10 protein-coding genes are annotated in these 13,408 nt (G+C 74.3%); 4 read left to right on the top strand and 6 right to left on the bottom strand.

The annotated features are described in order from the left end of the window. The first annotated feature begins 26 nt into the window (after positions 1–26). Positions 27–2,144 carry an acyltransferase family protein gene (locus FHX71_RS19705; protein ID WP_182619161.1) on the top strand — a complete coding sequence of 706 codons (2,118 nt, stop codon included), beginning with the start codon at positions 27–29 and terminating at the stop codon, positions 2,142–2,144. 64 nt (positions 2,145–2,208) lie between these two features. Next, a complete protein-coding gene (locus FHX71_RS19700) occupies positions 2,209–3,636 on the top strand; it encodes a capsular polysaccharide synthesis protein (RefSeq protein ID WP_182619160.1) in 1,428 nt (475 codons plus the stop codon). Positions 3,637–3,645: 9 nt separating this feature from the next. On the opposite strand, the gene FHX71_RS19695 is transcribed toward FHX71_RS19700, so the two are convergent. The 6 genes from FHX71_RS19695 to FHX71_RS19670 are packed head-to-tail and all read right to left on the bottom strand — an operon-like array spanning position 3,646 to position 10,853. After that, complete coding sequence (locus tag FHX71_RS19695) at positions 3,646–5,400, bottom strand: dipeptide ABC transporter ATP-binding protein (RefSeq protein ID WP_312877143.1); 1,755 nt, start codon at positions 5,398–5,400, stop codon at positions 3,646–3,648. Then, positions 5,397–5,969, bottom strand: coding sequence for a GbsR/MarR family transcriptional regulator (locus FHX71_RS19690; protein ID WP_182619159.1), 573 nt, complete (start codon positions 5,967–5,969; stop codon positions 5,397–5,399). The genes FHX71_RS19695 and FHX71_RS19690 overlap by 4 nt, the downstream gene beginning before the upstream one ends. A gap of 22 nt (positions 5,970–5,991) precedes the next feature. Beyond that, positions 5,992–6,921 (bottom strand): ABC transporter permease, encoded by a 930-nt coding sequence (locus FHX71_RS19685; protein ID WP_182619158.1) that lies wholly within the window; start codon positions 6,919–6,921, stop codon positions 5,992–5,994. Next, entirely contained in the window at positions 6,914–7,840 is a 927-nt protein-coding gene (locus FHX71_RS19680; protein WP_182619157.1) for an ABC transporter permease, read from the bottom strand. Before FHX71_RS19680 ends, FHX71_RS19685 begins: the two co-directional genes overlap by 8 nt. Next, a complete protein-coding gene (locus FHX71_RS19675; protein ID WP_182619156.1) occupies positions 7,837–9,228 on the bottom strand; it encodes a M14 family zinc carboxypeptidase in 1,392 nt (463 codons plus the stop codon). The genes FHX71_RS19680 and FHX71_RS19675 overlap by 4 nt, the downstream gene beginning before the upstream one ends. Further along, the gene (locus FHX71_RS19670; RefSeq protein WP_182619155.1) at positions 9,225–10,853 is read right to left on the bottom strand and encodes a peptide ABC transporter substrate-binding protein; all 1,629 of its coding nucleotides are present in this window, start codon (positions 10,851–10,853) and stop codon (positions 9,225–9,227) included. Before FHX71_RS19670 ends, FHX71_RS19675 begins: the two co-directional genes overlap by 4 nt. Before the next feature lie 172 nt (positions 10,854–11,025). Here FHX71_RS19670 and FHX71_RS19665 point away from each other — a divergent pair, with 172 nt between their 5' ends. Together FHX71_RS19665 and FHX71_RS19660 are read left to right on the top strand one after the other, a co-directional pair. Further along, positions 11,026–11,670 (top strand): FMN-binding negative transcriptional regulator, encoded by a 645-nt coding sequence (locus tag FHX71_RS19665; protein WP_182619154.1) that lies wholly within the window; start codon positions 11,026–11,028, stop codon positions 11,668–11,670. Further along, complete coding sequence (locus FHX71_RS19660) at positions 11,667–13,298, top strand: amidohydrolase (RefSeq protein WP_182619153.1); 1,632 nt, start codon at positions 11,667–11,669, stop codon at positions 13,296–13,298. The genes FHX71_RS19665 and FHX71_RS19660 overlap by 4 nt, the downstream gene beginning before the upstream one ends. The last annotated feature ends 110 nt before the right edge of the window (positions 13,299–13,408 follow it).

Below are 13,408 nucleotides of genomic sequence, written 5' to 3'. Positions count from 1 at the left end.
CGAGACAGCGAAGAGCGCGCATCAGCATGACGGCAACGACGACCGCACCGACCGCACCGTCCGCTCCGCCCGGCTCGACCGCCGCCGGGCCGACGGCTCCGCCGCGCAAGTTCCGGCCCGAGGTCCAGGCCCTGCGCGCCCTCGCGGTCCTGCTCGTCATCGTCTACCACGTGGACCCGGCGCTCCTGCCCGGCGGCTACATCGGTGTGGACGTCTTCTTCGTGATCTCCGGCTTCCTCATCACGGGCCACCTGTGGCGCGAGGCGTCGACCACCGGCACGGTCAGCCTCAAGAAGTTCTGGGCCGCGCGGGCCCGCCGCATCCTGCCCGCCTCGCTCGTCGCGACGGTCGGCACCCTCGCCGTCGCGCTGGTCCTGCTCCCGCTCGACCTGCTGCAGCTCTGGTGGCGGCACGCGCTCGCCTCGGTGTTCTACGTGGAGAACTGGGCGCTCGCCGCCGACGCGGTGGACTACCAGGCGGCCGGCAACGAGCCGACGGCGTTCCAGCACTTCTGGTCGCTCGGCGTCGAGGAGCAGTTCTACCTCTTCTGGCCGATCCTGGTGGTCCTCGCGCTGCGGCTGTGGTCGTTGCGCTCCGGACGCGCCGCCGGGGAGGCCCGCGACACCGCCGGGCTGCGCCGCACGCTGCTGGTGATCTTCGGCGTGGTCGTGGCGGCCTCCCTCGTGTGGAGCGTGCTCGAGGTCCGCGCAGACAACCCCGAGGCCTACTACTCGACGCTCACCCGCGTCTGGGAGCTCGGTGCCGGCGGCGTGCTGGCGCTGCTGATGCGGGACACCGAGCGGTTCCGGGCGCTGCGCAGCACGCTCGCGGTGGGCGGCGTCGCCCTGATCGTCGCGGCCGCCTGCTTCTACTCCGACGCGACGCCGTTCCCCGGCGTCGCCGCGCTCGTCCCCGTCCTGGGCACGAGCGCGGTCATCGTGGCGGGCCGGACCTCCGGGCCGGGCTCGCTGCGCCGGATCGCCGAGTCCTGGGTGGTGCAGCGGATCGGCGACGTCTCGTACTCCCTGTACCTGTGGCACTTCCCCGTCGTCGTCTTCTTCGCCGTCCGCACCGAGCGGACGCCCACCCTGCCCGACGTCGTCGCGCTGCTCGTGGTCTCCTTCGCGCTCGCCATCGGCAGCTACGTGCTGGTGGAGCGGCCCGTCCGCACCCTGGAGTGGTTCCGCTCGGACGGCCGCATGCTCGTCTCGGCCCTGGTCGCGATGGTGGTCGTCGCGGGCCTCACGTTCGCGCTGCCGCTCCGGGCGCAGAGCGTCATGGGGGAGTGGGACCAGCGCGCGGAGTCCGTCTCCGCGGACACCGACGCACGCGTGGCCGAGAGCCTCGCGAACGGCCTGGTGCCGTTCCTCGGCGACGAGCCGGCGATGACGCCCAACCCGCTGCGTGCCGCCGCCGACGAGTGGCCCGAGGCCGACCGCTGCCTGGCCCCGCAGGAGGACGAGACCACCCCGGTCTGCGAGTTCGGCGAGACGGAGAACCCCGTCGCGACGGTCGCCGTCGTCGGCGACTCGCACGCCGAGATGTTCACCGAGCCGATCATCGCGGTCGCGGCCGAGCGGAGCTGGAAGGTCGTGACGTACCTGCACTCGGGCTGCCCGTACAACGCCGAGCGCCGGATCAGCAACGGCCTGGTCGAGGGGTGCTTCGACGCGAACGAGAGGACGCGGGCCGACCTGGCGGAGCTCCGGCCCGACCTCGTGGTGACCACGTCGTACGAGCACCTGCGCTTCGAGCGCCGGGGTGGCGAGGAGGAGGCCGGCGCCGCCGGCTTCGCCGAGGTGTGGAACGAGCTCACCGCGGCCGGGTCCCAGGTGGTCGTCATCCGGGACACCCCCAAGCCGTCCGACCGCCTCGTGACGTGCGTGACCGAGAACTACGACGACCCCGAGGGCTGCGCGAAGCCCGCCGACAAGGCGTTCGACGGCCGGGACGTGGTGCCCGCGGCTCTCGACCAGGCGCCCGGCGTGCGGTCGGTCGAGTTCGGGGACAGCTTCTGCGACGACACGACCTGCCCCGCGGTGATCGGCAACACGCTGGTCTACCGCGACGGCCACCACGTCACCGCCACCTACATGCGCACCCTGGTGGACGACCTGCGCGAGGCGCTGCCGAAGGCGCTGTAAAGTCACCCGCCGCTCACCCGCCGGCTGCCGGGCGACTCCCGGGGACCGGGGCGATCATGACGAGATGGACGAGGTCGAGGTCGGCGGCACGGTCGTCCGCATCCCCGACGCGATGGTCCGCGGGGCCGGCGGGCAGTCGGGCCGGCGCCCGGGCACGCGGCCGGAGGCGACGGCCGTGCACCTGCTCCGGGACGGCGCGCTCACCGAGGCCGACGAGCTCCTGCAGGAGGTCGTCGCGACCCCGGCGGCGACCGCGGAGTCATGGTTCGTGTCGGCGGAGACGGCCAGCGCCCTGGGGGCGACGGACCGCGCCGTGGCCGCGTACGAGGCCGCGCTGGCGCACCGCCCCGACGCACCGGGCCTCTGGTGGGCCAGGCTCGGCTCAGCGGCCCTGGCGGCCGACCGGCCGGCGCGCGCGGCCGAGGCGTACGAGCGCGCCGTCCGGGTCCGGGAGAACAGCCCGGCCGGCTGGCAGCGGGACCTGGCCCGGGCCTACGCCGCGGACGGGCGGCCCGCAGACGCCGCCGCGGTCTGGGCGGAGGTCGTGGACCGCCAGGCGCGCCCCTCCGAGCGGGCGGTCGCCGAGCTCGTCCGGTACCTCGTCCGGGCGGGCCGGCGGAAGGAGGCGACCCGGCGGCTGCACGCCATGCTGGACCGGGACCCGGGCACGCGCCCGCTCGACCGCGTGATGGCCGCGAACAACCCGGAGCTCTTCGGCAGGCGCCGGGACGTGCTGCACTTCGTGCAGGACCACCTGACGCAGATCCGCGGCGCGGCCGAGGAGAGCCTGCGGGGCGACACCGACCGCCGGTCGACGATCTGGACGTACTGGGCCCAGGGCTGGGACGCCGCACCCGCCGTCGTCGCCATGTGCCACCGCAGGCTCCGCGCCCTCGCGGGCCCCGACGTCGCCGCCCTCGACCACGACGGCGCGGCGCGGCTGGTGCGCGTCCCGCCCGACCTCGACGCGATGGGCCTGGGGCACGCGGCGCGCTCGGACCTGTTGCGGCTCGAGCTGCTGGGGCGGTACGGCGGCACGTGGATCGACGCCACCTGTTTCGTCACCGAGGACCCGCGCCCGCACCTCACCCGGCTCTCGGCCGGCGGCTTCTTCGCGTTCGAGAAGGCCCAAAGCACGCTCGCGAGCTGGCTGATCGTCAGCGAGGCGGACAACTACCTGGTGCGGATGGCGCGCTCCGCGCTGCACGCGTACCTGCGCGAGTACGGGGAGTGGCGCTACTACTTCCTGTTCCACTACGTCTTCGAGTCGCTCGTGCTGTGCGACGACGAGGCCAACCGGCTGTGGGCGCGCTCGCCGCGCGGCTACGGGCGTCCGACGGCGTTCAAGAAGCACCGCGCCGAGCAGGCCGACGCGCTCGACCTGGACGCGCTGTTCGCCGAGTCGTTCGTGCAGAAGCTGAGCCACCGCCACAGCGACGAGGCGCTGGCGACGCCGGGCTCGCTCCTGAACCACCTGCTCGCGAGCTACTGAGCGGCGGCCCTACCGAGCGGCCCCCGCCCTGCGCGCCGCTTGCTCGACAGGGTCCGGGACCGGGGCCGCCGCCAGCAGGCGCCGCGTGTAGTCCTGCTCCGGCCGACCCAGCACGGCGGCCCGCGGCCCCGACTCCACCAGCTTGCCCTGGTGCAGGACGGCGACGCGGTCGGCGAGCTCGTCCACGACGGCCAGGTCGTGGCTGATGAACAGGCAGGCGAAGCCGAGGTCCCGCTGCACCTGGCGGAACACGTCGAGCACGGTGGCCTGCACGGACACGTCCAGGGCCGACGTCGGCTCGTCGGCGATCAGCAGGTCCGGGCCCAGCGAGATGGCCCGGGCGATGGAGACGCGCTGGAGCTGGCCGCCGGACAGCTCGTGCGGGTACCGGGACACCCACGCCGCGGGCAGCTCCACGCTCTCCAGCAGCTCGGCGGTGCGCCGCTCCAGCTCGGGCCCGCGCAGGCCGGCGTGCACCCGCAGCGGCTCGGCGACGGACTCGCCGATCGAGTAGCGCGGGTTCAGCGACGCCGCGGGGTTCTGGAACACGACCCCGATCCGGGCCCGGGCGGCGCGGACCGCGCGCGGGGTGTCCTGGCCGGGGCGGGTGCCGACCACCTCGACCGTGCCGGACGTGACGGGCGCCAGGCCGAGCGCGCAGCGGCCCATCGACGACTTGCCCGACCCGGACTCGCCGACCAGGGCGACGATCTCGCCGGGCTGCACGCTCAGGGTCACGCCGTCGACGGCGCGCACCGCGCGGCCCCGCCGGTCGCGGTACTCCACCACCAGGTCGTCGAACGCGAGGGCCGGCCGCTCGGCGCCGTCGGCCCCGCTCGGCCGGTCCGGGGTGCCGACGCGGGGCACGGCCGCCAGCAGCTCCCGCGTGTACGCGGCGCGGGGCGCCTCGAAGAGCTCCCGCACGACGGCGGTCTCGACCACCTCGCCGCCCCGCATCACGACCACGCGGTCCGCGAGGTCCGCCACCACGCCCATGTCGTGCGTGATCAGCACGATCGCCGTGGCGACCCGCTCCCGCAGGCGGCGCAGCACGTCCAGCACCTCGCGCTGCACGGTGACGTCGAGGGCCGTCGTCGGCTCGTCCGCGAGCAGCACCTCCGGGTCGCAGGCGAGCGCCATCGCGATCATCACGCGCTGGGCCTGGCCGCCGGAGAACTGGTGCGGGTAGAACTTCAGGCGCTCGGCCGGGTCGGGCAGCTCGACCATGCGCAGCAGCTCCACGGACCGCTCCCGGCGCTGGGCGCGCGTGAGGTCCGGCGCGTGCCGCCTGAGCATCTCGTCGAGCTGGTAGCCCACGGTGAACACGGGGTCCAGCGCGCCCGACGAGTCCTGGAAGACCATCGCGACGCGGCGCCCGCGCACGTCCTGCAGCGCGCGGCGCTCCAGCCCGATCAGCTCGACCCGGTCCTGCCCGGACCCGCCGAGGCGGGCGCTGCCGCCCACGGTCGCGTGCCTGCCGAGCAGCCCGAGCAGGGCGAGCGACGTGACGCTCTTGCCGGACCCGGACTCCCCGACGACGGCGAGCACCTCGCCCGGCAGCACGTCGAACGACACGCCCCGCACGGCGTGCACGTCGGGGGCGTGCCCGTCGTCGACGCGGAACGTGACGGTCAGGTCGCGCACCTCCAGCACGGGGGCGCGGTCGGCGGCAGAGCCGGACGCCGGGCCGGGCGTGGTGCCGGGCCCGGTCTCGGGCGCGGGTGTCTCGGGCGTGGTGCCGGAAGCGGTGGCGACGTCGGTCACGGTTCTCCTGTTCCGTCCGCCGGCTGGGCGTCGCGGTACGCCTCCCAGTCGGCGAGCATCTTGCGGTGGTACCCGGCAAGCCATTCCATGTAGTTGCGTGCGTTGACGAGGCGCCGGTGCGGGCCGTCGGCGTCGCCGGCGAGCGCGAGCCCGTCGTCGATCACGTTCCGCAGGTGGCCCAGGTAGTTGCGTTCGCCCGCGAGGAAGCTGCCCCAGATGTCGTCCTCGACGCGGAAGTAGTGCTGGCGGTCGCCGAGCACGGCGTGCCGCTTGACGAAGCCGGTCTCGACCAGCCGCCGGGTGCCCGTGGACACGGCCCCGGCGCTGGCCTTGAGCAGGCGCGCGATCTGCTGCGAGGACAGGTAGGGGCGGTCCACGATCATGAGCAGGCCGACGATCCGGCCCTCCATGCGCGGGCTGTGCGACGCGCCCCACGTCAGGGCGAACTGCTCCACGAAGTGCTCGGCCGCGGCGTCGAGCACGGGGTCGTCGGTGCCGTCGGCGGTGGTGCCGGCGTTCGGGCCGGTGTTCTGGTCGCCGGGCTGGTCAGCGGGGGTGTGGCTGCTCATGCGCCCACCCTAGGAGCCGGGCTCACGAGCGCCCCCTCGGGTCGAGCACGTCTCGCAGCACGTCGCCGAGCGTGATCATGGCCAGCACGGTGATCGTCAGCACGACGGCGGGCGCCACGAGCATGTGCGGCGACGTCTGGAAGTACGACTGCGCGCTGGAGAGCTGCAGCCCCCAGGAGATCGACGGCGCGTTCAGGCCGAGCCCGAGGAACGTCAGGGTGGACTCCGCCACGATGACGCTGCCCACCATGATCGTGGCGACGGCCAGCACGGGGCCCAGCGCGTTGGGCAGCACGTAGCGCGCGATGATGCGCCGGTCGGGCAGGCCCATGGCGCGCGCCGCCTCCACGTAGGGCGCGTCGCGCACCGTGCGCACCGACCCCCGCACGAGCCGCGCCATGGTGGGCCACGAGAACAGCGCCAGCACCAGGGCCACGGACACGGCGGACCGCGACCCTACCGACGTCAGCACGACGACGGCGCCGAGCAGGAACGGGAAGCCGAGGAACACGTCGGTCAGCCGGGCCACGACGCGGTCGAGCCAGCCGCCGTAGTAGCCGGCGAGCGTGCCGACCACCAGGGCGACGGCCAGCGCGACGGCGGTGCACAGCAGCCCCACGGTCAGGGACGCGCGCGTGCCGAACACGACGTTGGCCCACACGTCGCAGCCCTGCACGTCGGTGCCCAGCACGTGCCCGCCGCCGGGCGGCAGGGCGCTGGAGGCCAGGTCGCAGGCCCGCGGGTCGGGGTGGCCGAACCAGCCGGCGAACGCCGACGGTACGAGCGCGACCAGGCCGAGCACGGCGAGCACGGCCGCGGACACCCAGAACAGCGCACGACGGCGCAGGGTGCGCCAGACGCCACGGCGGGCGACGGCCGGTGCGGTGCCGGGGGCCGGGCTTCCCGCGGCGGGCCCCGTCGTGACGGGGGCGGCGGGCAGGGGTTCACTCATGGCGGATCCTCGGGTCGAGGACGGAGGCGAGCAGGTCGACGAGCAGGTTGGTCAGCAGGAACACGAGGATGAGCGCGGTGGACACGCCCACGATCGTGGGTCCCTCGTGCGCGCGGATCGCCTGGAACAGGAGCTGCCCGACGCCGGGCAGGTTGAACACGCCCTCGACCACGACGGTCCCGCCGAGCAGGTACCCGAGGTCGATGGCCAGGTAGGTCAGCACCGGGATCGCGGAGCTGCGCATGACGTGCACGCCCACCACCTGGCGCTCGCGCAGGCCCTTGGCCCGCAGGGTCCGCACGAAGTCGGTGCGCAGCGTGTCCACCACGGAGCCGCGCATCAGGCGCGCCACGGAGGCGAGCCCGAAGACGGCGATGACCGCGGCGGGCAGCAGGTACGCCGTCGGCCACCCCGCGCCCGTGCCGGCCACGGGGAACCAGGCCAGCTCCACGCCCAGCCAGAGCTGGGCGGAGACGGCGAGCACGAACACCGGGATCGACGTGGCGACCACGGTGCCGGCCAGGACCAGGCGGTCGCTGACGGCGCCGGCGCGCAGGCCGGCCACCAGGCCGAGCAGCACCCCGAGCAGCACCTCGATGCCCCAGGCGGTCAGGGCCAGGGTGATGGTCACCGGCCAGCGCAGGGCCATCCGGTCGGCCACGGACTGGCCCTGGAACGTGGTGCCGAGGTCGCCCTGCAGCAGCCCGCCGAGGTAGCGCAGGTACTGCTGGAGCACGGGCTCGTCCAGGTGGTAGCGCTCGCGCAGCTCGGCCACCACGTTCGGGGCCAGGGGCCGGTCGCCGCCGAGGGAGGCGATCGGGTCCCCGGGCAGTGCGAACACCATGAGGTAGATGATCAGCGTGACGCCGAGGAAGACCACGACCAGGTCGACCAGGCGCCGGGTGACGCGCCGGGTCATCGGCGCGCCGCCAGCACGTGCGACATGGCGAGCGTGGCGCCGTATTGCACGCCCACCAGCCGCTCGATCGGCAGCACCTCCAGGCCGGTCACGGCCTGGGCGTCGGCCAGCCAGCCGTCGTACAGGGTCCGGGCCTGCGCGTGCACGCGGTGCAGCCGGGCCGTGGCGAGCCCGGCCGTGGCCTCGGCGGCCAGCGCGCGGACCAGCATGCCGCCGAAGCGCAGCCGGAACATCCGCACGACCTCCTGGTTGCTGAACACCTCGGCGCCCGTGGCGGGCCGGGACGCCAGCCGCCCGGCCCGCACGAGCTCGCTGGTGCCGGCCTCCGTCATCATCGGCACGAAGGACTCGCTGGCCCGCAGGAACGGGCTGCGCAGCGTGAGGTCGGGCCGGGCTTCGTCGAGCAGGGCGGTCAGGGTGCTGCCGAGCTCGACGAGCGACTCCGCCTTGGCGCGGACGACGTCCACGTAGTCGGCGTCGGTCTCGCCCGCGTCGTCGGCCGCCGGGTGCGACCAGTACGGCAGCTCGGCGATCAGGGTCACCGTGCCGTGCCGCCGGGCGTACGCCGCCGACCCCTCGCCGCCGACCAGGGACGCGGCATCGAGCCCGAGGGACGCCAGGTAGTCGTACTCGTCCCGGGTGGACCCGGCCCGGTAGACCGCGGGCGCCAGCCGCTCCAGGGCGGGGGACTCGGGCTCGCCCGTGTCGAGCGGCAGGCCCAGCGCGGCGGGCACGGCGTGCAGCGGCCCGACGGCGTCCGGCAGGTCCTCGCTGAGGTAGTAGTACACGCCGCCCAGCTCGGCGTTGTGCAGGCTGACCATCAGCTCGGGCCGCAGCTCGTCGATCAGGCGCATGAGCGCCTGCGTCTCCGGGATCACGTCGTCGAAGTAGGCGTCCTTGTACGCGAACGGGAACGTCCACTCCACCTGCTCGGACGGCGCCGGCCGGTAGAAGCCCCGGGCGTACGCGGCCCGGTCGGACGGGTCGCCGAACCAGCTCTCGTTGAGCCGGGTCCCGTCGGGGTCGATGCACGGCACGAGGTGCCAGGTGGCATTCGTCGAGGCGCGCAGCCCGGCGTCGGCCACCAGCTCGGCGGCCAGGTGCTGGAGCGTGCGGAACCCGATGGGCTCGTTGGGGTGCACGCCCGCGAAGAGCAGGTGCGGCCGCGGCCCGTCGCCCACCGAGAACATCTCGATGGGCTCCCCGAGCCGCGACGTCCCCACGCGCCGGCGCCGCACGAGCCCCGGGTGGTCCTCGGCCAGGGCCGCGAACCAGTCCAGCAGTGCGTCGACCGTGGGGAAGTCGCTGGTAGGGGGGACGGCGCGGGCCCGTTCGAGGACGTCGTCGAGCAGGCCCGCGTCGAGCGCCCCGGTGGCGGTGCCGCTCATGCGCCCTCGGCGAGCACGACGGCGCTGAACGTCGGGTTGCCGACCGCGGAGGTGGGCAGCTCGGCCACGCGCTCCGAGGTCACGTAGGAGTAGGTCTCGAAGAACAGCGGCGGGGCCGGGAAGTCCTCCAGGAGGAGCTCCTGCACCGCGGCGTACGCCGCGCCGGCCGCGTCGGGGTCGGCCTCGGCGTCGGCCGCCGCGATCAGGTCGGCGACGTCGTCCTCGTAGTAGGGGATGCAGTTGGGGCAGCCGCCGTTCTCGACGAAGAACGAGCGCAGCGTGTTCTGCTGGCTGGGGTAGAGGGCGCCCCACCGGGAGAAGAACGGCCCGTCGATGTCCCCGGCCGAGCGCTTCTCGGAGAACTCGGCCCAGTCGGCGCTCGGCGTGGCGACGGCCTCGACGCCCAGGTTCTGCCGGAGCTGGTTGGCGATCGCCTTGTACAGCTCGTCCAGCCCGATGCCGCCCGGGAAGTAGATGTCGATGGTGCCGTCGAACCCGCCGGCCTCGTCCAGCAGGGCCTTGGCGGCGGTCGGGTCGTACGCGCAGAAGTCGCCGCAGATGCCCTCGGGCGTGCCCGCCTCGACGGCCGGGGTGAACGCGGTGGCCGGCGTGTAGAGGCCGCCGTAGACGACGTCGGAGATGGTCTCGCGGTCGATCGCCATCGAGATGGCCTGACGCACCCGCACGTCCTCGTAGCGCTCGTCCCACAGCGGCAGCCCGAGGAACGAGATGCCGGGGGCCTCGAACGTGTAGAGGCGCTCGCCGAAGTCGCCGGAGGCCTGCGGCAGCCGGGCCGCCGGCACGCTCGCGACGTCGATGTTCCCGGCCTGCACGTCGGTGTAGGCGGTGGTGGCGTCGGCGTACGGCACGAACGTGATGGCGTCGACCGTGGGGGCGGTGCCCTGGTAGTCGGGGTACGCCTCGGTCTCGATGGGCTCGTTCTCGACGTAGTCGCCGACCACCTGGAACGGGCCGTTGCCCACGGGGTGGGTGTTGTACGCGTCCATGTCCTCCAGGGCGGAGGCGGGCATCGGGTACATCGCGGTCTGCGCCTGGCTGACCTGCATCGGGAACTGGCCGTCGGGGCCGTCCAGCGTCACGGTGAACGTCAGGTCGTCCGTGACCGCCAGGCCCGACATCTCGGTGGTCTCCGGGTCGCCCTCGGCGGGGTTCAGGTCGTCGTACCCGGCGATGCCCGCGAGCTGGCCGGAGTTCTCGAACGCGTCCGGACCGTAGGCGACGGCGTTCCACGAGTCGACGTACGACTGCGCGGTCACGGGGGTGCCGTCGTGGAAGGTCCAGCCGTCCCGCAGCGTGACGGTCCAGGTGGTGGCGTCGTCCGACTCGATCGACTCGGCGGCCACGTAGGTGAGCTCGCCCTCGGCGTCGACCCAGGTCAGCGGCGACCACACGGCCATGTTCAGGTCGTAGGCCACGGTCTGCCGGGCGGGGATCGTCTGGATCGGGTCGGTCACGGCCACGCTGATGGAGCCGCCGCCGGTAGCCCCGGCGTCGTCCCCGCCGTCGGCGCCCGCCGAGCCGCAGGCGGACAGGGAGAGGGTCAGCACGACGGCTGTCACCGCGGTACCGGCGCGGTAGGGGAGCGGCCGTTGTCTCGAAATCATGGTTCCTCCACGAGTAGCGCGCTCTCGCGCACCGGGTCCTGCTCGGGTGGCGAACAGTTGAGCGCACACCGGTGAGCAGGGTCAATGAAGTTTCAGAAGGAAATGAAAGTTTTACGCGGCGGTCACACGCGACGGGTGCCGTGCGGGCCCTCGCTGGTGGTTCGATGACCCTGTGATCCACACGAGCGACTACGAGATCCAGGACGAGGCCCGCGTGCGCGACCTGGTCCGCACCCACGGCTGGGCCACCCTCGTCTCGGTGGCCGACGACGGCGCCCCGGTCGCCTCCCACCTGCCCGTCCTTCTGGAGGAGACGCCGGCGGGGGAGCCGATGAGCCTGCTCAGCCACGTCGGCCGGCCCGACGAGGTGCTGCACGCGCTCGACAGCGGCCGCGTGTCGCTGCTGATCGTGCAGGGCCCGCACGGCTACGTCTCGCCCGGCTGGTACGACATCACGCCCGCCGTGCCCACCTGGAACTACCTCGCCGTCCACCTGTGGTGCACCGTCGAGCTGCTCGGGCCCGAGGAGTCCTACGCGATCCTGTCCGACACCGTCGACCGGTACGAGTCGGTCATGCCCTCGCCCGCACGGCTGCCGAGCGTCGAGGAGTACGCGCACCGCATCGCCCGCGGGGCTGCCGGGTTCCGCCTGCGCGTCAACCGCTGGCAGGGCAAGGCCAAGCTCAGCCAGGACAAGCCGCGCGAGGTGGTGGAACGCGTGGTGACGGCGCTGGAGTCGGACCCGCACTACGCGCAGCCGGCGCTCGCGGCCGAGGTGCGCGCCGAGCTGGACCGTCGCCCGGACGACGCGGCATGACGGCCGCTGCTGAGCCCGTGCTGCTGTCGAACGCCCGCCTGGTGGGGTCGTCGAACGTAGGGTCCGTCGGCGGATCGGGGGGTGTGGGGCCGACGGGCGCTACGTTCGGCGGATCCGACGGCGCGCCGTCGGACGGGCTGGTGGGCGGGCTCGTCGACGTGCTGGTGCGGGACGGGGTGGTCGTCGCCGTCGGGGCGGCCGGGCGGGTCGGCGACGGCGGCGTCGAGCGGGTCGACCTGGACGGGCGGTTCGTCATGCCCGGGCTCTGGGACGCGCACGTGCACCTCACGCAGTGGGCGCTGGTGCGGCGCCGGCTCGACCTGTCGGGCGCGCGGTCGGCCGCCGAGGCCGTCGCGCTCGTGCGCGACCGGCTCGCCGACGGGCCGCCCGAGCCCGGCACCGCGCTGGTCGGCTACGGGTTCCGGGACGGCCTGTGGCCCGACGCGCCCACGGCGGACCTGCTCGACGCCGTCGCGGGCGAGGTCCCCGTGGTCCTCGTGTCCGGCGACCTGCACTGCGCCTGGCTCAGCACCGCCGGCCTGCGGTTCGCCGGCGTCGGCGCGCATCCCACGGGGCTGCTGCGGGAGGGCGAGTGGCTGCCGCTGGCCGCCGTCGTCGACCGGGCGCCGGACCACCTCGCCGACGCCTGGGTGGCCGACGCCGCCGCGGCCGCCGCGGCGCGGGGCGTCGTCGGCGTCGTCGACCTGGAGATCACGGACAACCTCACGGCCTGGCGGCGCCGGTTCGCCACCGGGTTCGACGCGCTGCGGGTGCGCTCGGGCGTGTGGACCCCCTGGCTGGACGATGTGCTCGCCGAAGGCCTGAGCAGCGGCGACGTGCTGCCCGGCACGGGCGGGCTGATGGAGCAGGGTCCGTTCAAGGTGGTCACGGACGGCTCGCTCAACACGCGCACCGCGTACTGCCACGACCCGTACCCGGGCCTGACCGGGTCCGAGGCCCACGGCATCCTGTCGGTGCCGCCGGCCGAGCTGGTCCCGCTCATGGCGCGCGCCGTCGCCGGGGGCCTGCGGTGCGCGATCCACGCGATCGGCGACCACGCCAACACGCTCGCGCTGGACGCGTTCGCCGCGACCGGCGCCCGCGGCTCGGTCGAGCACGCGCAGCTCCTCGACCCGGCCGACCTGGCCCGCTTCGCGGAGCTCGGCGTCGTCGCGTCCGTCCAGCCCGAGCACGCCATGGACGACCGCGACATCGCCGACCGGCACTGGGCCGGCCGCACGGGCCGCGCCTTCGCCTTCGGCGCGCTGGACGACGCCGGTGCGGTGCTCGCCCTGGGCTCGGACGCCCCGGTCGCGCCGCTCGACCCCTGGTTCGCGGTGGCCGCGGCGGTCAGCCGGTCCCGCGACGGCCGCGCGCCGTGGCACCCGGAGCAGCGGATCGGCCTGCGCACGGCCCTGGAGGCCTCGACGGACGGCCGCGGCCTGGTCCCGACGGCGGGCGCGCCGGCCGACCTGGTGGTCCTGGACGCCGACCCGCTGGCGCCGGGCGCAGACGCCGGCGACGCGGATGCCGCGGCCGCTGACCTGGCCGCCGCGGCGAAGTCGCTCCGCGACATGCCGGTGGCGGCGACCCTCCTGGCGGGCCGCTGGACCCACCACAAGTTCTGACCCGACCCCGGATCAGGTGAGTGCGGATGCAGTAGCGGAAAGCCCCCCTCGTTCCGCCACTACCTCCGCACTCACCTGATCGGCGGGGCCCACCGTTGACCGGTACGCAT

The organism is Promicromonospora sukumoe, from assembly GCF_014137995.1.
GTDB classification, from domain to species: domain Bacteria; phylum Actinomycetota; class Actinomycetes; order Actinomycetales; family Cellulomonadaceae; genus Promicromonospora; species Promicromonospora sukumoe.
This window is presented reverse-complemented; position numbering and strand designations above follow the sequence as displayed.

What these genes read in the sequence shown, in the direction of transcription:
- FHX71_RS19680 (WP_182619157.1), bottom strand. Translation starts at nt 7,840, where the DNA reads ATGACCCGGCGCGTCACCCGGCGCCTGGTCGACCTGGTCGTGGTCTTC.
- FHX71_RS19675 (WP_182619156.1), bottom strand. Translation starts at nt 9,228, where the DNA reads ATGAGCGGCACCGCCACCGGGGCGCTCGACGCGGGCCTGCTCGACGAC.
- FHX71_RS19660 (WP_182619153.1), top strand. Translation starts at nt 11,667, where the DNA reads ATGACGGCCGCTGCTGAGCCCGTGCTGCTGTCGAACGCCCGCCTGGTG.
- FHX71_RS19670 (WP_182619155.1), bottom strand. Translation starts at nt 10,853, where the DNA reads ATGATTTCGAGACAACGGCCGCTCCCCTACCGCGCCGGTACCGCGGTG.
- FHX71_RS19700 (WP_182619160.1), top strand. Translation starts at nt 2,209, where the DNA reads ATGGACGAGGTCGAGGTCGGCGGCACGGTCGTCCGCATCCCCGACGCG.
- FHX71_RS19690 (WP_182619159.1), bottom strand. Translation starts at nt 5,969, where the DNA reads ATGAGCAGCCACACCCCCGCTGACCAGCCCGGCGACCAGAACACCGGC.
- FHX71_RS19705 (WP_182619161.1), top strand. Translation starts at nt 27, where the DNA reads ATGACGGCAACGACGACCGCACCGACCGCACCGTCCGCTCCGCCCGGC.
- FHX71_RS19685 (WP_182619158.1), bottom strand. Translation starts at nt 6,921, where the DNA reads ATGAGTGAACCCCTGCCCGCCGCCCCCGTCACGACGGGGCCCGCCGCG.